Origin of the sequence: Acidovorax sp. JG5 (genome assembly GCF_017939685.1) — a bacterium.
Classification (GTDB): Bacteria; Pseudomonadota; Gammaproteobacteria; order Burkholderiales; family Burkholderiaceae_C; genus Acidovorax.
In genome coordinates, this window is record NZ_JAGKSE010000002.1 from 141,139 (window position 1) to 159,700 (window position 18,562).

16 protein-coding genes are annotated in these 18,562 nt (G+C 65.6%); 5 read left to right on the forward strand and 11 right to left on the reverse strand.

Annotation, left to right across the window (positions count from 1 at the left end; translation table 11 throughout):
* Nucleotides 1-48 precede the first annotated feature (48 nt).
* Nucleotides 49-2,607, forward strand: coding sequence for a magnesium-translocating P-type ATPase (mgtA, locus tag J8G26_RS03035; RefSeq protein WP_210567875.1), 2,559 nt, complete (start codon nucleotides 49-51; stop codon nucleotides 2,605-2,607).
* 18 nt (nucleotides 2,608-2,625) lie between these two features.
* Here the strand turns inward: mgtA and J8G26_RS03040 are convergent, their stop codons facing one another.
* The 8 genes from J8G26_RS03040 to cyoA form a co-directional block, all read right to left on the reverse strand.
* On the reverse strand, nucleotides 2,626-3,366 hold the full coding sequence (locus J8G26_RS03040; protein ID WP_210567876.1) for a sulfite exporter TauE/SafE family protein: 741 nt from the start codon (nucleotides 3,364-3,366) through the stop codon (nucleotides 2,626-2,628).
* A 167-nt stretch (nucleotides 3,367-3,533) separates the two neighbouring features.
* Nucleotides 3,534-4,067 (reverse strand): response regulator transcription factor, encoded by a 534-nt coding sequence (locus tag J8G26_RS03045; RefSeq protein ID WP_087747725.1) that lies wholly within the window; start codon nucleotides 4,065-4,067, stop codon nucleotides 3,534-3,536.
* Nucleotides 4,057-5,394, reverse strand: a complete 1,338-nt coding sequence (locus J8G26_RS03050; RefSeq protein WP_210567877.1) for an ATP-binding protein — start codon at nucleotides 5,392-5,394, stop codon at nucleotides 4,057-4,059. The genes J8G26_RS03045 and J8G26_RS03050 overlap by 11 nt, the downstream gene beginning before the upstream one ends.
* Nucleotides 5,378-6,157: an SURF1 family protein gene (locus J8G26_RS03055; protein ID WP_087747723.1), complete on the reverse strand. Its 780-nt coding sequence runs from the start codon at nucleotides 6,155-6,157 to the stop codon at nucleotides 5,378-5,380. Before J8G26_RS03055 ends, J8G26_RS03050 begins: the two co-directional genes overlap by 17 nt.
* Before the next feature lie 70 nt (nucleotides 6,158-6,227).
* Entirely contained in the window at nucleotides 6,228-6,668 is a 441-nt protein-coding gene (gene cyoD / locus J8G26_RS03060; RefSeq protein WP_232476422.1) for a cytochrome o ubiquinol oxidase subunit IV, read from the reverse strand.
* Nucleotides 6,669-7,304, reverse strand: coding sequence for a cytochrome o ubiquinol oxidase subunit III (cyoC, locus tag J8G26_RS03065; RefSeq protein ID WP_210567878.1), 636 nt, complete (start codon nucleotides 7,302-7,304; stop codon nucleotides 6,669-6,671).
* Entirely contained in the window at nucleotides 7,297-9,300 is a 2,004-nt protein-coding gene (gene cyoB / locus J8G26_RS03070; protein WP_087747721.1) for a cytochrome o ubiquinol oxidase subunit I, read from the reverse strand. The genes cyoC and cyoB overlap by 8 nt, the downstream gene beginning before the upstream one ends.
* 8 nt (nucleotides 9,301-9,308) lie before the next feature.
* Nucleotides 9,309-10,376, reverse strand: a complete 1,068-nt coding sequence (gene cyoA / locus J8G26_RS03075) for a ubiquinol oxidase subunit II (protein WP_210567879.1) — start codon at nucleotides 10,374-10,376, stop codon at nucleotides 9,309-9,311.
* Nucleotides 10,377-10,664: 288 nt separating this feature from the next.
* On the opposite strand from cyoA, the gene J8G26_RS03080 reads away from it, so the two are divergent.
* Nucleotides 10,665-11,999 (forward strand): MFS transporter, encoded by a 1,335-nt coding sequence (locus tag J8G26_RS03080; RefSeq protein ID WP_087747719.1) that lies wholly within the window; start codon nucleotides 10,665-10,667, stop codon nucleotides 11,997-11,999.
* A gap of 71 nt (nucleotides 12,000-12,070) precedes the next feature.
* Here the strand turns inward: J8G26_RS03080 and ybeY are convergent, their stop codons facing one another.
* On the reverse strand, nucleotides 12,071-12,529 hold the full coding sequence (gene ybeY, locus J8G26_RS03085; RefSeq protein WP_087747718.1) for an rRNA maturation RNase YbeY: 459 nt from the start codon (nucleotides 12,527-12,529) through the stop codon (nucleotides 12,071-12,073).
* Nucleotides 12,530-12,583: 54 nt separating this feature from the next.
* A complete protein-coding gene (locus J8G26_RS03090) occupies nucleotides 12,584-13,543 on the reverse strand; it encodes a PhoH family protein (RefSeq protein WP_210567880.1) in 960 nt (319 codons plus the stop codon).
* A gap of 81 nt (nucleotides 13,544-13,624) precedes the next feature.
* On the opposite strand from J8G26_RS03090, the gene ruvA reads away from it, so the two are divergent.
* Genes ruvA through ruvB form a run of 3 tightly spaced genes read left to right on the forward strand, consistent with a single transcriptional unit; the run spans nucleotide 13,625 to nucleotide 16,794 of the window.
* Nucleotides 13,625-14,197 (forward strand): Holliday junction branch migration protein RuvA, encoded by a 573-nt coding sequence (ruvA, locus tag J8G26_RS03095; RefSeq protein ID WP_087747716.1) that lies wholly within the window; start codon nucleotides 13,625-13,627, stop codon nucleotides 14,195-14,197.
* A gap of 28 nt (nucleotides 14,198-14,225) precedes the next feature.
* A complete protein-coding gene (locus J8G26_RS03100) occupies nucleotides 14,226-15,695 on the forward strand; it encodes a trypsin-like peptidase domain-containing protein (protein WP_210567881.1) in 1,470 nt (489 codons plus the stop codon).
* Between the two features lie 37 nt (nucleotides 15,696-15,732).
* The gene (gene ruvB, locus J8G26_RS03105) at nucleotides 15,733-16,794 is read left to right on the forward strand and encodes a Holliday junction branch migration DNA helicase RuvB (protein ID WP_087747714.1); all 1,062 of its coding nucleotides are present in this window, start codon (nucleotides 15,733-15,735) and stop codon (nucleotides 16,792-16,794) included.
* Here the strand turns inward: ruvB and J8G26_RS03110 are convergent.
* A complete protein-coding gene (locus tag J8G26_RS03110; protein WP_210567882.1) occupies nucleotides 16,751-18,550 on the reverse strand; it encodes a lysoplasmalogenase family protein in 1,800 nt (599 codons plus the stop codon). The genes ruvB and J8G26_RS03110 overlap by 44 nt on opposite strands.
* Nucleotides 18,551-18,562 lie beyond the last annotated feature (12 nt).

Here is an 18,562-nt window from a genome sequence, read left to right on the forward strand (position 1 = left end):
GGACAAGCGCGTTGCGGGCTGCTCCCAGCCCTCAGGCAAAGCGGGCCCATGACGCATCCCTCGGGCATCGCGCCGCACAGTTTCTGGACGCAGTCTGCGCAGGACCTGTATGCCCAGTTGCATTGCACGGCAGAGGGACTGACCGACATCGAGGCGCAGGCCCGGCTGGCGCAATACGGGCCCAATGCCGATGCCCCGCCGCAGGCCAAGGGGCTGCTGGCGGCAGTCGGCCGGCGGCTGCGCGAGCCGTTGTCGCTGATCCTGCTGGGCGCTGGTGCGGTCTCGGTGGCCACGGGCGACGGCGTGGGTGGCGGCATCATCGTGACTATTCTGGGTCTGTCGATCGGGCTTGACACCGTGCAGGAAGGGCGGGCCAACCGCGCGGCCGAGATGCTGCGCCGTTCGGTGGCGCTGCGTGCCGAGGTGCTGCGGGGCGGCGTGTTTCGCCAGGTGCCCGTGGAAGAGGTGGTGCCCGGCGACGTCATGCGCGTGCGCGCGGGTGACATCATCGCCGCCGATGCCCTGGTGCTGGAAGGCGATGCCTTCACGGCGGGTGAGGCCGCCCTGACTGGCGAGCCCTATCCCGTGGAGAAGCGCCCCGGCGTGGTGACTGCCTCCGCGGCGGGCGAGGCCAGCAATGCCTTGTTTCGCGGCGCGGTCGCGCAGACGGGCGAGGCGCGGGCGCTGGTGGTGGGCACCGGCCGCAACACGTTGTTTGGCGCCGCCGCCGCTGTGCTGGGCGAGGGGCAGGAGGTGTCGGCCTTCCAGCGCGACATGCATGCCTTTGGCCTGGTGACCGCCCGCCTCACGCTGGCCCTCGTGGTGGTGGTGCTGGCCACGCACATGCTGTTTGGCCGCCAGGTGCTTGAATCGCTGATGTTTGCGGTGGCGCTGGCGGTGGGCCTCACGCCCGAGCTGCTGCCCATGATCACCACCGTGACGTTGTCGCGTGGCGCCTTGCGCATGGCGGGGCGCAGGGTCATCGTCAAGCGGCTGGCGGCCATTCACGACCTGGGTGCCATGACGGTGCTGTGCACCGACAAGACGGGCACGCTGACCAGTGCCGAGATTGCCCTGTCACGCAGCCTGGATGCGGCGGGGCAGGACGACCCGCAGGCAGCCTGGTTGGGCGCCATTGCCGCCAGCCTGGGCGGCGACCGGGGGGCGCTGGATGCGGCGCTGCTGGCCAGCCACCCCGAAGCGGCGCAGGGCTGGAAGATGCTGCAGCGCCATGCGTTCGATTTCACCCGCCGCGTCGGAAGTGTCTGGGCCGAGGGGCCAGACGGGCGTCTGCTGATCGTCAAGGGCGCGCCCGAGGCGGTGCTGGCCTTGTGCACGGCCCACCGCGTGGGCGGCGCGGTGCAATCCTTCGGCGACGTCGAGCAGGCCCAAGTCCGTCAGCGCTTGCAGGCGCTGGCCCAGCAGGGGCTGCGCGTGGTGGCCGTGGCCTCGCGCAACCAGCTCGACATCGCCAGTGCTGTACAGGCATTGACCGCAGCCGACGAGAAGGACCTGGTCTTGGAGGGGCTGTGTGCCTTTGCCGACCCGGCCAAGCCCACGGCGGCTGCGGCCATTGCCCGGCTGTCGGGGGCTGGCGTGCGCCTGAAGATCCTGTCGGGCGACGACCCCGTCGTGGTGCAGCGGCTGGCGCAGCAGGTGGGCTTGCCCGCCGACCGGGTGCTGACCGGCGCCGACGTGGCCGCCCTCACGGACGATGCCCTGGCGGTGCAGGTGCAATCGGTGGACATCTACGCCCGGCTGGCGCCCGACCAGAAGGCGCGCCTGGTGCGGGCGCTGCAGTCGCATGGCGCGGTGGTGGGGTTTCTGGGCGACGGCATCAACGACGCCCCCGCGCTCAAGGTGGCCGACATCGGGCTGTCGGTGGAAGGCGCCAGCGGCGTGGCCCAGGCGGCGGCTGACATGATCTTGCTGGCATCCGATCTGGAGGTGGTGGCCGATGGCGTGGAGGAGGGGCGACGCACTTTTGTCAACATCCTCAAATATGTGCGCATGGGCGCCAGCTCCAACTTCGGCAACATGTTGTCGATGGCGGTGGCATCGTTGTTCCTGCCGTTTTTGCCTATGCTGCCCACGCAGATTCTGTTGAACAACCTGCTGTACGACTTTTCGGAAATCGGTATTCCGCTCGACACGGTGCGCCCCGAGGCCATCGCACATCCGCAGGTGTGGGACATGCAGGGCCTGCTGCGCTTTGCCGGCACCATGGGGCCGCTGTCGTCGCTGTTCGATCTGGCCACGTTCGGTGGGCTGCTGTGGTTGTTTCAGGCCACGCCTGAGGAATTTCGCACGCTGTGGTTCATGGAGTCGATGGCCACGCAGATCCTGGTGATCTTCATCATCCGCACCCGTGCCCAGCCGTGGCGCGATCTTGCGCACCCGGCGCTGGTGGCGTCGTCGCTGGTCGCCTTGCTGGTGGCCATGGTGTTGCCGTTCACGCCGCTGGGGGGCTGGTTCGGTTTTGTGGCGCCCCCCGCCGACATGTTGGTGGGCATGGGCGCGCTGGTGCTGGGCTATCTGGTTTGTGCGCAGTGGCTCAAAGCCTACGCGCTGGCGGGTCGCTCCAGCTCCCTGGCGCCGGGGCGTTAGCCTGGCAACCGTCCGAGCCTATTGACGCCAGAAAAACAGCCCCGCCATCACCAGCCCTGTGGCCACGATGCCCCAGCGCAGCCAGGGCGCCGGAATGCGCCGCGCGACGCGTGCACCGCCATAGCCGCCGGCCGTGGCGGCCAGCATCATCAGCAGCGCCTCGCGCCACAGCACCACGCCACCTGCGGCATAGATGAGCACGGCAATGGCGGTGAGCAGGGCCGAAACCCAGTTCTTGAGGCCGTTCATGGCATTCAGGTTCGTCTGGCCCAAAAGGCCGAACAGGGCCAGCAGCAAGATGCCCAGCCCGCCGTTGAAGTGGCCGCCATACGCCGCCACCGCCAGCACGCCCACGGTGGCTTTGGCGGTGGACGGTTTGCCGCCTGCCAGCAGCCGGCGCAATTGCGGCCCGAACGCAAACAGCGCGGTGGCCGCCAGCAGCAGCCAGGGCACCACGCGGCGGAAGGTGGCGTCGGGCGTGACCAGCAGCAGCGCCGCACCTGCCGCACCGCCGATGAGCGAAAGCACCACCAGTCGCCGCATCGACAGCCCGGGCGGCGGGGCCGTGTCTTCCCTGAACCCCCAGGCCCCTGCCATGTAGCCGGGCAGCAGCGCCACGGTGCCAGTGGCGTTGGCCACCACGGGCGGTACGCCGGTAAAGACCAGGGCGGGCAGCGTCAGAAAGCTGCCGCCTCCTGCAACGGCATTGAGGGTGCCGGCCGCAAAGGCGGCGGTGAGCAGCAGGGCAATCTCGAACATGTCTCTCCTGATGGTTTGGGGCAAAAAACTCAACGTGTTCAGGGCGGCTTGCACCGAAGGGAGGATAGTAGGGGCTGGCGCCGTTCGCGCCCCCACTGTTCTGTGAATCTGCTGTGCGCAAAAGTGGCGCAATCGCGGCGCGGCCCTGGCTGGGGCAAGAGTCAGGGTCAGACGCGCTGCTTGCCCAGTTTGCGGCTGAGCGTGCGGCGGTGCATGCCCAGCCGGCGTGCGGCTTCGGAGATGTTGAAGTCGGTTTCTGCCAGCACCTCGTGGATGCGCTCCCATTCCAGGGTTTTGATGGAGCTGGAGCGGTTGCTCAGTTCGACGTCGGCATTGCCTTCGTGCAGGCCGAAGGCGGCTTCGATGTCGTCGGTGTTGGACGGCTTGGCCAGGTAATGCGCAGCGCCCAGTTTGATGGCCTCCACCGCCGTGGCAATGCTGGCGAAGCCGGTCAGCACCACGATGCGCATGGGAGCGTGGTGCGCATGGAGCTTGCGCACGCAGGCCAGGCCCGATGCCTCGCCCTTGAGTTTGAGGTCCACCACCGCATAGTCGGGGCGGTGTTCGGTCAGCAGGTCTTCCATGCGCGCCACGCTGTCGGCCTGCAGCACCCGGTAGCCGCGCCGCTCGAACGAGCGTGCCAGGGTGCGGGCAAAGGCTTCGTCATCTTCCACGATGAGCAGCAAGCGTTCAGTGTCCATGGGTGCCTTGTCCGGTGTCCTGCAGTGCGATGGTGGCCAGTGCCATTGTGATGGTGACCTCCGCGCCGCCCTCGGGGCGGTTGCGCGCCACCAGGCTGCCGCCCAGGGTGCGGGCCACGTTCATCGACAGGAACAGGCCCAGCCCGCCGCCAGGGCGCCCCTTGGTCGATTGGTAGGGTGTGCCGATCTGCGCCAGCACCTCGGGCGAAAACCCTGGTCCCCGGTCGGTCACCACGATGCGCAGCGTGTCGTCATCGCGCTGTGCCCGCACGGCCACCCAGTGGGGGGATGCGTCCCGGGCATTGTCTAGCACATTGAAAACCATTTGCTGGAGCGCGGTATCCGCCACCATGGGGCTGTCGTGCTGGATGCGGTTGTCATAGACCAAGGTGTCGATCGAGCGCGTGGCGCGCCAGTCGGTGACCAGGGTGTCCAGAAACTGGCAGACCGTGGTCTGGCTGGAGTCTTCGCCGCGCGTTTCGCCCGCGGTCAGCAGGATGCCGCTCACGATGGCCTTGCAGCGCTGCACCTGGGTTTGCATCTCGGCGATCTCTTCCTGCAGCACCGGGTCTGTGGTCAGGGCCGGGATGCGCCGCCAGTCGCCCAGGATGACGGCCATGGTGGCCAGCGGGGTGCCCAGCTCGTGCGCCGCCCCCGAGGCCAGCAGGCCCATGCGCACGATGTGCTCTTCCTCGGCGGCCCGCTGGCGGGCCGCCGCCAGCCGTGCATCGCGCCGGCGCAGGTCGTGGCTGATGCGCGTGATGAAGATGACCACCAAAATGGCGTTGATCATGAAGCACACCAGCAGGCCCAGCACATACGGGCTGGCCCAGCCTTCGTGCAGGTTGGTGGTCAGGGGCAGTGGCTGGCTGTGCTGCGCCAGCAGCACCACGCACGACGAGGCAACCAGCACGATGAACCACATGGTGCCGCCTTGCAGCAGCATGGCGCTCACGGCAATCTGCAGCAGGTACAAAAATACAAAAGGGTTGCCGATGCCGCCGCTCAGATACAGCTGGGCGGTCAGTGCGGCCACATCCACCAGCAGCCCGAGGAAGATTTCGAAGTCGGGAACGTTTCGCCGGGTGCGCCAGCGCAGCAGGCTGGCCAGGTTGAACAGCACCATGCCCGCCACGATGGAGCGCATGGCCTGCAGCGGCAAGGGCATGCCCAGGCCGTAGTGGGTGGCCTCGATGGTGAGCAGCTGGCCCACCACGGCGATCCAGCGCAGCTGGATCAGCTGGTGCAGGTTTCTGAGCCCTGCGGAGGCATTGGCCGGCGTGGCGGGGTTCCGGGTGGTGTGGAAGGGTTCAGGGCTGCGGTTCATGGGCGGGGTGTTGGCGGTGGGCTGCACGCAGCTTCGCCTCGTAGCGTGCCACAAGCACCGCAGCCCCTGCCACCATGAGTGCCAATCCAAACCAGGTGATCGCATAGACCAGGTGGCTGTTGGCAAAGCGCACCACCGTCAGGCCCTGGCGCGGCCACGGGCCCTGCGCTGCAGGGGGCCGTTCTGCCGTGGCGGCGCTTTGCCGATCGGGGATGCCAGCATCCACAAAGAACGGGGCGGCGCGCGGCAGTTGCCGGGCCTGGGCCATGGCGGCCACGTCGCGCGAATACCAGCGTTGCTGCGCCGGGTCATTGCGGCGCAGAAAGCCGCCGCCAGGCTCGCTCATGCGCAACAGGCCTTCCACCGTGACGGGTTCTGTGGCCGTGCCGGGTGGGGTGGCGGGGCGCGCTTTCCACTGCGCGCGCTGGCCTTGCGGCACGAACCCGCGGTTGACCAGCACCTGTGTTCCGTCAGCCTGCTGCAACGGGGTCATCACCCAATAGCCCGCACCGAGCGCGGTGCTGGCCTGGGCCAGCACGGTTTTGTCGGCCAGCCACTGCCCCTGCAGGCGCACGGGCTGGTAGGCGTACCCGGTGGCGTCCACCTGCGGCCACTGTGCTGGCGGCGGCAGTGCGCCGGGCGGGGCCTGGATGCGCTGCGTGACGCGCTCGATGAGGTCGAGCTTCCAGGCGCGGCGCTGCACCTGCCATACGCCCAGCGCGATGAACCCCACGAAAAGCGCGATGCCCACCAAGGTGAGCATCGCCAGGGTTGCAGGGGAGTGCGGGCGCTTGCGGCCCACCTGCGGTGTTGGCACGGTGCGGTGGTGCCGGTCAGGGGGTGGCGCTGTGGGCTGTGCCTTGCCCGGGCGCGTGCTGCTGCGCCGCAGCCGGCGCCTGGGGGTGCTCGGGCATCATGTTGGTGTTCATGTGGAACATCACCCACAGCGTGCCAGCGATGGCAATGGCCACGAACACCACCGTGAAGATGGTGGACAGAAGGGTCCAGCCGCCTTCGACCTTGCCGTTCATGTGCAGGAAGCACACCATGTGCACCAGGATCTGGGCCACGGCAAAGCCACCCAGCACCAGCACTGCAGTGTTACGGTCGGCAATCACCTTGGCCATGACCAGCCAGAAGGGAATGGCGGTGAGGATGATTGACAGCACGAAACCGGTCATGTAGCCCGACAAGCTGCTGTGCGGGCCTGCGTCGTGGTGGTGATCGTCATGCCCATGCGCATCGTGCGCGTGTGTTGCGTGTTGTGCGCTCATTTACAGCACCCCCATCAGGTACACAAAGGTGAAAACGCCGATCCAGACCACGTCCAGAAAGTGCCAGAACATGGACAGGCACATCAGCCGGCGCGTGTTCGCCGGGATCAGGCCATGCTTGCCAATCTGCACCATCAACACCACCAGCCAGATCAGGCCGAAGGTGACGTGCAGGCCGTGGGTGCCCACCAGCGTGAAGAAGGCCGACAGGAACGCGCTGCGCTGCGGGCCTGCGCCTTGGTGGATCAGGTGCGAGAACTCATACAGCTCCAGTCCCAGGAAGCACAGGCCAAACAGGCCCGTGATGCCCAGCCACAGCAGCGTGCCTTTGACGTCGCCCAGTTGCTTGCGCAGCATGGCAAAGCCGAAGGTGATGGATGACAGCAGCAGAAAGGCCGTGTTGATGGCCACCAGGGGCAGGTCGAACAGCTGCGCGCCCGTGGGGCCGGCCGCATAGCTGCGGCCCAGCACGCCGTAGGTGGCGAACAGGGCAGCAAAGATGAGGCAGTCGCTCATCAGGTACAGCCAGAAACCCAGGGAGGTACCGTTTTCGGGGTGGGGCTCGTGCGCGAGGTGGTACTCGCGCGGGGCCAGGGCGCCTGCTGCGGCGCCAGCGTGGATGCGGATATCAGACATGGCGGGCCAGTTGGAGTGTGCGGGCTTCTTCGGTGGCGACCACTTCGGCCGCCGGGATGTAAAAGTCACGCTTGTAGTTGAAGGTGTGGACGATGGCGGCCAGCAGCAGCGCGGCAAACGACACGCCTGCCAGCAGCCACATGTGCCAGATCAGCGCAAAACCGAAGACCAGCGACAGGGCCGATATCACCGCGCCCGAGCCCGTGTTGGCGGGCATGTGGATGGGTGCAAAGCCAGTGAGCGGACGCTGGTAGCCGTGCTTCTTCATGTCCCACCAGGCGTCGATCTCGTGCACCACGGGCGTGAAGGCGAAGTTGTAGTCGGGCGGGGGCGAAGAGGTGGCCCATTCCAGCGTGCGTGCATCCCAGGGGTCGCCCGTGTGGTCGCGCAGCTGCTCGCGCTTCAAGTAGCTCACCACCAGCTGGATCAGGAAGCAGGCGATGCCCAGTGCAATCAGGAAGGCGCCGAACGCCGCGATCTGGAACCAGATCTGCAACGACTGGTCTTCAAAGTGGTTGGCGCGGCGCGTGACGCCCATCAGGCCCAGCACATACAGCGGGCCGAACGCCACCCAGAAGCCCACTACCCACAGCCAGAAGGAGCGCACGCCCCAGGTGCGGTCGAGCTTGTAGCCAAAGGCCTTGGGGTACCAGTAGTTGATGCCGGCAAACAGGCCGAACAGCACGCCGCCGATGATCACGTTGTGAAAGTGCGCGATCAGGAACAGGCTGTTGTGCAGCACGAAGTCGGCCGGGGGCACCGCCAGCAGCACGCCGGTCATGCCGCCGATGGCAAACGTCACCATGAAGGCCACGGTCCACATCATGGGCAGCTCAAAGCGGATGCGGCCCTTGTACATGGTGAACAGCCAGTTGAAGATCTTCGCGCCCGTGGGGATCGAGATGATCATCGTCGTGATGCCAAAGAAGGTGTTTACGCTGGCACCCGAGCCCATGGTGAAGAAGTGGTGCAGCCACACCAGGTACGACAGGATGGTGATCACCACCGTGGCATAGACCATGGAGGTGTACCCAAACAGGCGTTTGCGGCAGAACGTGGCCACCACCTCGGAGAAGATGCCAAAGCACGGCAGGATCAGGATGTACACCTCGGGGTGGCCCCAGATCCAGATCAGGTTCACATACAGCATGGGGTTGCCGCCCAGCTCGTTGGTGAAGAAGTTCGTGCCCACGAAGCGGTCCAGCGACATCAGCACCAGCGCGGCCGTCAGCACGGGGAAGGACGCGACGATCAGCGCGTTGGTGCACAGCGCGGTCCAGGTGAACACGGGCATCTTCATCAGGTTCATGCCCGGCGCGCGCATCTTGATGATGGTCACGATCAGGTTGATGCCCGACAGCGTGGTGCCCACCCCGGCAATCTGCAGCGCCCAGATGTAGTAATCCAGCCCGGTGCTCGGGCTCTGCGCCCCCAGGTTCGATAACGCCAGCCAGCCCGAGGTGGAGAACTCGCCCAGGAACAGCGACACCATCACCAGGATGGCGCCGGCAGTGGTCATCCAGAAGCTGAAGTTGTTGAGAAATGGGAACGATACATCGCGCGCACCGATTTGCAGCGGCACCAGGTAGTTCATCAGGCCTGTGACCAGCGGCATCGCCACGAAGAAGATCATGATCACGCCGTGGGCGGTGAAGATCTGGTCGTAGTGGTGCGGCGGCAGGTAGCCCATGTTGTCGCCAAAGGCCATGGCCTGCTGCAGGCGCATCATCACGGCGTCGGCAAAGCCGCGCAGCAGCATCACCAGGCCCAGGATCATGTACATGATGCCGATCCGTTTGTGGTCGATGCTGCAGATCCAGTCGCGCCACAGGGGGCCCCACAGGCGGAACTTGGTGATGCCGGCCATGACGGCAATGCCGCCCAGGACCACGGCAATGAAGGTCCACAGCACGATGGGCTCGTGCGCCATGGGAACGGCGTCCCAGCTCAGGCGGCCCAGCGCCCAGTGGGATGGAGAAAGGGTTTCGGAGGTCATAGGGAGACTTATTGGCGGATGCTGGCGCCGGATGTGGGTGCCGGTGCGTTGCGGGTTTCAAGTGCTGCTACCACCTGTGCGGCGTTTTGCACGGTGCAGACGTCCTGGGGCAGGTTCAGGCCCGCGGCGCGCATGTAGGCGTCGCCACCCTGGGCGTCAATGGCCATCATGTGGTGCATGCACATCTTTCCGTCTTCCACGCAGCGGTTGAGCACCTTGTCGTACAGGCCTTCTTCCACCGTGGCAAAGCGCTGCACGGGGTCGCGCTCGCTGGGCTTGACAAGGTTCAGGTAGGTGCTCTTGTCCAGGGGCTTGCCTTCGGTCTTGGCCTTTTGCACCCACTGGGCAAAGTCGCCATCGCTCAGGCCGTGGAACTTGAACGTCATGCCCGAAAAGCCCGCGCCGCTGTAGTGCGACGACATGCCCTTGTACACGCCGGGCTGGTTGATCACGGCGTTCAGCTCGGTCTGCATGCCGGGCATGGCGTAGATCATGCCGGCCAGGTCGGGCACGTAGAACGCGTTCATGGTTGATGTCGCGGTCAGCTTGAACAGGATGGGGCGGTCCACCGGTGCAGCCAGCTCGTTCACCGTGGCAATGCCCTGCTCTGGGTAGAAGAACAGCCATTTCCAGTCCATGGCCACCACTTGCACTTCCAGCGGCTTGACATTGGCCGCCAGCGGCCGCTGGGCGTCGATGCGGTCCAGTGGGCGGTAGGGGTCAAGCTTGTGCGTGCCGATCCAGGTCAGTGCCCCCAGGGCAATGATGATGAGCAGCGGCACGGTCCAGATCACCAGCTCCAGCGTGGTGGAGTGGTGCCACTCGGGGTCGTAGTCGGACTCGGTGTTGGCGGCGTTGGACTGGCGGTATTTCCAGGCAAACCACAGGGTGAGCGCAATCACCGGCACGATGATGAGGAGCATCAGCAGCGTGGCGGTGATGACCATCTGGCCCTGTTGGGCGGCAATATCGCCGGCCGGGTTGAGAACGACCGCCTTGCTGCAGCCGGCCAAGCCGGCGGTCATGGCGATCGCTGCAAGCCAGGTGGGCCTGCGGAGTTCCTTGTTGTTGAGCATGCTAGGGGTGCGACCAAAAGGCGCTTAGGTGTAAACGCGAATGACTGAGGTTTCGGAATGTAGTACAGCCAGTGAAATTGTCGATTGGACATTTTGTCCAAGATCAATGGCGACCCGGTGGTTTTGTGTTTGTCTGGGTGGATTTTTGGCTGTCTGCTCCCGGAAATTTGCCCGCTTTGGGGGTGGCTATCAGGGTTTTCCTGTGCGCCCCGCCTGCAAAAACGCAGCGGCGGGGCGGTTTTCGGGTGTAAAAAAGAGCCGTTCGCATCCGTTGCTTGAGGAGTCTTTATGGTTAATCAAAGTGCTGCCGCACTGCCCGTGCCCAGTTTTGAGAGTTCGATGTCTCTGGCGCGCGCCCATACCGATGAGGATGTGACACCCGGCGAGATCGCGGTGGGGGTGATCATTGGGCGGTCCTCCGAATACTTTGACTTTTTTGTCTTCGGCATTGCCTGCGTGCTGGTTTTTCCCTCGCTGCTGTTCCCGTTCCTGTCGCGGCTGGACGGCACCTTGATGGCTTTTGCCATCTTTGCACTGGCTTTTGTCGCCCGGCCGGTGGGCACGGCGATTTCCATGGCGGTGCAGCGGCGCTGGGGGCGCGGCACCAAGCTGACGCTGGCGTTGTTTTTGCTGGGCGCCTGCACCGCAGGCATGGCTTTTTTGCCCAGCTATGCCTCGGTGGGGAGCAAGGCCATCACCGCGTTGGTCATCTTGCGCATCGGTCAGGGGCTGGCGCTGGGCGGCACCTGGGATGGCCTGCCGTCGCTGCTGGCCATGAGCGCCCCCCCGGCGCGGCGCGGCTGGTTTGCCATGATCGGGCAGCTGGGCGCCCCGGTGGGCTTCATTCTGGCGGCCAGCCTGTTTGCCTATTTGTATAGCAGCCTGAGCGTGGCGGAGTTTCTTGACTGGGGTTGGCGCTTCCCCTTCTTCGTGGCCTTTGCCATCAACGTGGTGGCCCTGTTTGCCCGGTTGCGCCTGGTGGTGGGGCAGTCGTATGCCGAATTGCTGCAGCAGCTTGAATTGCAGCCGGTGAGCGCGACCCAGGTGGTGCGCCACGAAGGCGGCAATGTGCTGCTGGGTGCCTTTGCCGCCCTGGCCAGCTTTGCGCTGTTCCACCTGGCCACGGTGTTCCCCTTGTCGTGGATTGCCATGTATTCCGAGCAGTCCATCACCGAAGTGTTGGGCGTGCAGATTGTCGGGGCTTTCCTGGCCGCCGCTGCCATCGTGTTGTCCGGGTGGCTGGCCGACCGGGTGGGGCGGCGCAACCTGCTCGGGTCCATGGCGGTGTTGATCGGGCTGTTCAGCTTCGCGGCGCCCTGGCTGCTGGGCGCAGGCTCTGTGGGCAACAACGTGTTTTTGCTGGTGGGGTTTGTGCTGCTGGGGCTGTCGTATGGGCAGGCATCGGGCACGGTCACGGCCAATTTCTCGCCCCGATACCGTTACACCGGGGCGGCGCTGTCGGCCGACCTGGCGTGGCTGCTGGGGGCCGGGTTTGCGCCCCTGGTGGCTTTGGGGCTCTCGGCCCGGTTTGGCCTGGGGGCTGTATCGCTGTACTTGCTGTCGGGGGTGGTGTGCACCTTGGCGGCGCTGCGCATCAACCGGTTGATAGAGCGCAAGGAGTAATGCCGCCGCTGGTGCCGCCGCTGGTGCGGTCCCGGTGGGGCCCCATCAGCGGATGCGCTGAGAAGCCGCCTTCACTTGGCGTAAGGGTCGGCAAACCCCAGCGCCTGCAGGATGGCGGTTTCGTAGGCCTCCATCTCGTCGGCGTCGGCGGCGCTGGTCTCGTGGTCCCAGCCCTGGGCGTGCAGCGTGCCGTGCACCAGCAGGTGGGCGTAGTGTTCTTCCAGACTTTTGTTCTGCTCGCGCGCTTCGCGCTCCACCACAGGGGCGCAGAGCACCAGGTCGGCGGTTACCACCGGCTCTTGGGTGTAGTCGAAGGTGAGCACGTTGGTGGCGTAGTCTTTCTGGCGATAGTCGCGGTTCAGCTGCTGGCCCTCGTCGGCACCGACGATGCGCACGGTGATCTCGGCATCGGTTGCCAGGGCGTGGCGAATCCAGCGCGTGACCTTGTGGCGCGGCAGCACGGCGCGGTGGGTGGCAGCGCCGTCAAAACGGCCAAACTGCAGCGACAGGGAGAGTTGATTCAAGGTCATTTATGCCTCTGGCGCTTATGTGGTAAGCGCTGATAGCTATTAAAAAGGGAGCATTCAGGCGGTGCGGCCACGCGGGGCCGGCGCGCGGCGTGGCGCGTCATAGGCGTCCACGATGCGCGCCACCAGCGGATGGCGCACCACGTCGGCACTGGTGAAGCGCGTCACGGCGATGCCCTTCACGCGCTTCAAGACGCGCTCGGCGTCGATCAAGCCGCTCATCGCGCCCTTGGGCAGGTCGATCTGGCTCACGTCGCCCGTCACCACCGCTTTGGCGCCAAAGCCGATGCGCGTCAAAAACATTTTCATCTGCTCGGGCGTGGTGTTCTGCGCTTCATCGAGGATGACGAAGGCGTTGTTCAGCGTGCGCCCGCGCATGAAGGCCAGCGGGGCGATTTCGATGGCGTTGCGCTCGAACGCCTTTTGCACCTTGTCGTAGCCCATCAGCTCATACAGCGCGTCGTACAGCGGGCGCAGATACGGGTCCACCTTCTGCGCCAGGTCGCCCGGCAGAAAGCCCAGGCGCTCGCCCGCCTCCACCGCGGGGCGCGTCAGCACGATGCGCTGCACGGCGCTGCGCTCCAGCGCATCCACGGCGCAGGCCACGGCCAGATAGGTCTTGCCCGTGCCGGCAGGGCCGATGCCGAAGGTGATGTCGTGCGTGGCGATGTTTTCGAGGTACAGGTTCTGCGTGGGCGTGCGCCCGCGCAGGTCGGCCCGGCGGGTGTTGAGCACGATGGCCCCCTCGGGCGCTTCCACCAGAGAGCTGTCGCCCGCCAGCATGAGCTGCAGATAGTCTTCGGTGATGGGGCGCTCGGCCATCTCGTACAGGGCCTGCAGCAACTCCATGGCCTGCGTGGCCTTGGCCTTGGGGCCATCGACCTTGAACTGCTCGTGCCGGTGCGCAATGCCCACTTGCAGGGCCACCTCGATGGTGCGCAGGTGCACGTCGGCCGGGCCGCACAGGTGCGTGAGCCGGGTGTTGTTGTGGGGGGTGAAGGTGTGGCGCAGGATCACGCGGATAATTCCAGTCAGGCAACGGAAAACACGGCAAAAAGACGGCGCTGCAATTGGTGCGTTCGCCGGCAAAGGACATCCATGATAGGCAAATTGACCGGCACCCTGCTGGAGAAGAACCCACCCGAGGTGCTGCTGGACTGCCACGGCGTGGGCTACGAGGTGCATGTGCCCATGAGCACCTTCTACAACTTGCCCGCCGTGGGCGAGCGCGTGAGCCTGCTCACACAGTTCATCGTGCGCGAGGATGCGCAGCTGCTGTATGGCTTTGCCACCGCGCCCGAGCGCCAAGCGTTTCGCGAGCTCATCAAGATATCGGGCGTGGGGCCGCGCACGGCGCTGTCCATCCTGAGTGGCATGGGGGTGGCTGATCTGGCACAGGCCATCACGCTGCAGGAGGCGGGCCGCCTGGTCAAGGTGCCGGGCATCGGCAAGAAGACCGCCGAGCGCCTGCTGCTGGAGCTCAAGGGCAAGCTGGGCGCCGACATGGGCGCGCACGCGCAGGTAACCAGTGATGCCCAGGTGGATATTCTGCAGGCGCTGCTCGCGCTGGGGTACAACGACAAGGAAGCGGCGGCAGCGCTCAAGGCCTTGCCGCCGGATGTGGGCGTGAGTGACGGCATCAAGCTGGCGCTCAAGGCGCTGGCGAAATAGCCCGACCAAACGTCTCTAAGGAGATGCCATGAAGCTTCACCATTCCATGCCTTGGATGTGCGCTGTGGGTGCAGCGCTGCTGGTGGCCGCTTGCGGCGGTGGTGGAGGTGGCGGTTCGCCCGCGCCGGATGCATCGGCAGCCGACCGGATTGAGCCGTTTGACCCGAGCCTCTTCAGGCCCTTCAAGTTAGCTGTCACCGCGCCGCGCGCGGACGGATATTCACCGCAGGCCACGGTTGTGCAGCTGGGCCCGCTGGCGGTCCCAGTGCTGCAATCGCTGCAAAAAAAAGCAGGGCCTATCCCCGGCAACGGCATGCGCCAGCAAATTGGTCTGGCCCGGGGCGTGGTTGCCACAGCCACTTCGCCGGGGCTGCAGGGGCAGTTGCATTGGTACGCCACAGAGCGCGGCACGCAGCGTGCCGCCATCAGCTTCGAGGCGCAAGGTGCGCTGGGCGTTCGCTTGGGCGTCTTGGTGCGCGCGCTGCCGGCGGGCAGCACGTTGCGCTTTTATGCGCAGGCCGGTGAGGCGGTGGTCGAGATGTCGGGCGAAGAGGTGCTGGGCACCATTGCGCGTAACCTGCAGGCGGGCGATACCGGCGATGCAGCACGCACTTACTGGAGTCCCGATTTCAGCGGCGCTGAGACCACGCTGGAGCTGGAACTGCCGGCCAATGCCGATCTGACCCAGCTCGACATCGCCGTGCCTACGCTGTCGCACTTTTATCTGCAGCCAGAGCGTGCGGCGCAACCCAGCTTGACCGATGGGGAGCAGGCGGGCAGTTGCAATATTGATGTCTCATGTCGGCCCGAGTACAGCAGTGAAAGCCGCTCGGTGGCGCGCATGCTGTTTGTGGAAAACGGCAGCACTTTTCTGTGCACGGGGACACTGCTGAACGATGTCCAGTCGAGCGCCACCCCGTATTTTCTGAGCGCCAGCCACTGCATTTCCACGCAATCGGCGGCATCCACCCTCACAACCGACTGGTTCTTCCGCTCGGCCGCCTGTAACAGCAGCCAGGTCAATATGGGCGCACAGCGTCTGAACGGCGGCGCGACCCTGCTGTACGCCGAGGAATCCACCGACACAGCCTTCATGCGCCTGAACGCGGCGCCACCGGCCGGTATTGTGTTCGCAGGCTCTTATTTCGGCGCCGTGGTCGAAGGCTCACGCGCGGCCGGCATCCACCACCCCCTGGGCGACTTGCAAAAGCTTAGTGAGGGCACTGTGAAGCAGTTTGACAACTGCACCCTGGAAGCCTGTCTGGCCAGCACGCCGCAGGATGGGCGCTTCCTGACCGTGGGTTGGCAAGCGGGCACCGCGGAGAGCGGCAGCAGCGGCTCGGGCCTGTTCCTGCCCATCGGCACTAAGCGCTACGTGGCTGGGCAGCTGCTGGGCGGCGCTGCAAGTTGTCAGAATCCCAGCGGCCTCAACTACTATGGCCGTTACGACCTGGCATTCCAGGCAGCCCTCAAGAACTGGCTGAAACCGGCGCCATGAGTCCGCACGCACATCGCCCCCAGGGGCCGCACATGGCATGAGCATTCAAACCGACGACTTCGCCCCCGCGCCCGCAAAGCGCGTCATCTCTGCTGTCCCGGCATCGCCCCAAGAGGAGGCCATTGAGCGCGCCCTGCGCCCCAAGCTGCTGCAGGAATACGTGGGCCAGGCCAAGGCGCGCGAGCAGCTCGAGATCTTCATCGGCGCCGCCAAGAAGCGTGGCGAGGCGCTCGACCATGTGCTGCTGTTTGGTCCGCCCGGCCTGGGCAAGACCACGCTGTCACACATCATCGCGGCCGAACTGGGCGTGAACCTGCGCCAGACCAGCGGCCCGGTGCTCGAAAAACCCAAGGACCTGGCGGCGCTGCTGACCAATCTGGAGAAGAACGACGTTCTGTTCATCGACGAGATCCACCGCCTCTCGCCCGTGGTCGAGGAAATCCTCTACCCCGCGCTGGAGGACTACCAGATCGACATCATGATCGGCGAAGGGCCGGCGGCGCGCAGCATCAAGCTCGATCTGCAGCCCTTCACGCTGGTGGGCGCCACCACGCGCGCGGGCATGCTCACCAACCCGCTGCGCGACCGTTTTGGCATCGTGGCGCGGCTGGAGTTTTATACGCCCGAAGAGCTGGCGCGCATCGTCACCCGCAGCGCGGGGCTGCTGGGTACGCCCATGGACGACGAGGGTGGCTTCGAGCTGGCACGGCGCTCGCGCGGCACGCCGCGCATCGCCAACCGGCTGCTGCGCCGCGTGCGCGACTACGCCGAGGTCAAGGGCGATGGCCGCATCACCAAAGCCATCGCCGACAAGGCGCTGGCCATGCTCGACGTGGACCCGCAGGGCTTTGACGTGATGGACCGTAAGCTGCTCGAAGCCCTGATCCACCGCTTTGACGGTGGCCCTGTGGGCCTCGATAACATCGCCGCCAGCATTGGCGAGGAAAGCGGCACCATCGAGGACGTGATCGAGCCGTATCTCATCCAGCAAGGCTACCTGCAGCGCACGCCGCGCGGGCGCATTGCCACACTGGCGGCGTATCGCCACTTGGGGGTTACGCCGCCGAAGGCGAGCGGGCAAGATCTGTTTGGGGTGTGAGGGTGGCGGCGGGGGCTGGCTCTGTGAGGGCTGCACCCCGCAGTATTCCCGCCACGATCAGTGCTTGCGCTGCGTAATACGTTGCCAGCACCCAGACCTGCGCCATGGGCAAGGGGTGCACAAACCGGTTGGTGGCCAGCAGCGAGTCACTGAGCATGAAAAACCCGGCGCCGATGGCGACCAGCAGCGAAGGCGTGTCGCGCAACACCTTCGCCCGGCCGATGGCCTGGGCCGCCATCAGCGCGATCACCAGCACATAGGCCGCGACCGGTACGCGCAGCGCAGACGGCAGGCCGCCCGCCCACAGAAAGGCATACATGGCCACGCCAATGCCCAGCGTAGCGGCCAGTGCGCCCCGGTGCGGAAACCACGCCTGTCCACGTTTGAACAGCGCCACATAAAACAGATGCGCCACCAGAAAGCTCACCAGGCCGGGAATGAAGAAGCCCGGGAACATCAGGAACACATCCCCGGCCAGCGATCCGGCCAGTGCAGCAGCAAGAAGAATCAGGGATTTAGAGCCAAATTGGCCTATAGCGCTTGATGGGTAAGCGCTGATAGCTACCAAAAAAATAGCGAATACCATCGTCAGCGGCTTGAACAGCCAATGCCATTGCGTGAACCCCAGCGCACTGGTGGCCGTGGCCAGCGCAGCGCTTTGCAGCATCAGCGCCATCAGCATGCCAATGCGCCCCTGCATCACCGCGCCCAGCGACCATTGCACCGTCAGCAGCACCGCAAACCAGATGGCGTTGTGCGCCAGCGGCGCCGCATCGGCCTGCCACAAAAAGGCCGCCACGCCCGCGAGCAGCAGCACGAACTGCACCAGCGCAAACCATTGCACGGCGCGCGACATCGGCGGGTGGTAGAGCGCCATCCGCGCCATGCTGAAGGCGGGCTTGGGAAAGCGCGCGGCCACATCGGCCGGCCGCCAGCCCGGGGGCTTGAGCCACACGCGCAGCTTGTCGCCCCAGCGCCGGGTGTGCCAGCTGTCGTGCGCCAGCCCGGAATACACCTGCGCGTTGGCCCACAGCGGGTCCCAACTGTTGAGTAGGCCGCGCGTGCCGTACACACATTTCTCCTGCGCGCCTTCGTCCTTGAAGGTGCCGAACATCCGGTCCCAAAGGATCAGGATACCGCCGTAGTTCTTGTCCAGATACGCATCGTTGACGGCATGGTGCACGCGGTGGTTGCTGGGGCTGCAGAACCAGCGGTCAAACCAGCCGAGCTTGCCCACCTGCTCGGTGTGCACCCAGAACTGGTAGAGCAGGTCGATGAGCGCCACCACGCCAAACACCAGCGGCGGCACGCCCGCCAGCGCCATGGGCACATAAAAAACCCAGCCCAGCAGCGCGCCCGAACTGGTCTGGCGCAGCGCGGTGGACAGGTTGTAGTCCTGGCTCTGGTGGTGCACCGCATGCGCCGCCCACAGCACCGCCGACTCGTGCCCCATGCGGTGCAGCCCGTAGTAGCAAAAGTCGTAGAACACCAGCGCCAGCAGCCAGCCAGGCAGGCTGGTCCAGAACGCATCGTTGCGCCACAGCGCCACCTGCTCGAACAAGGCGGTGTAGATGCCGATGCGCAGCAGCCGCGTGAACACGGCGCTGGTCTGGCTCAGAGCCCCAAGGCTGATGCTGCTGACTGCATCGGCCAGCCGGTAGGTGTTGCGCTGGCGCCGGATGCCGATGGCCAGCTCGATGGCGATCAGTACGAGAAAGACCGGGGTGGCAAGAACGATGATCTGGCTGGGGCTCATGGGAGGACACCA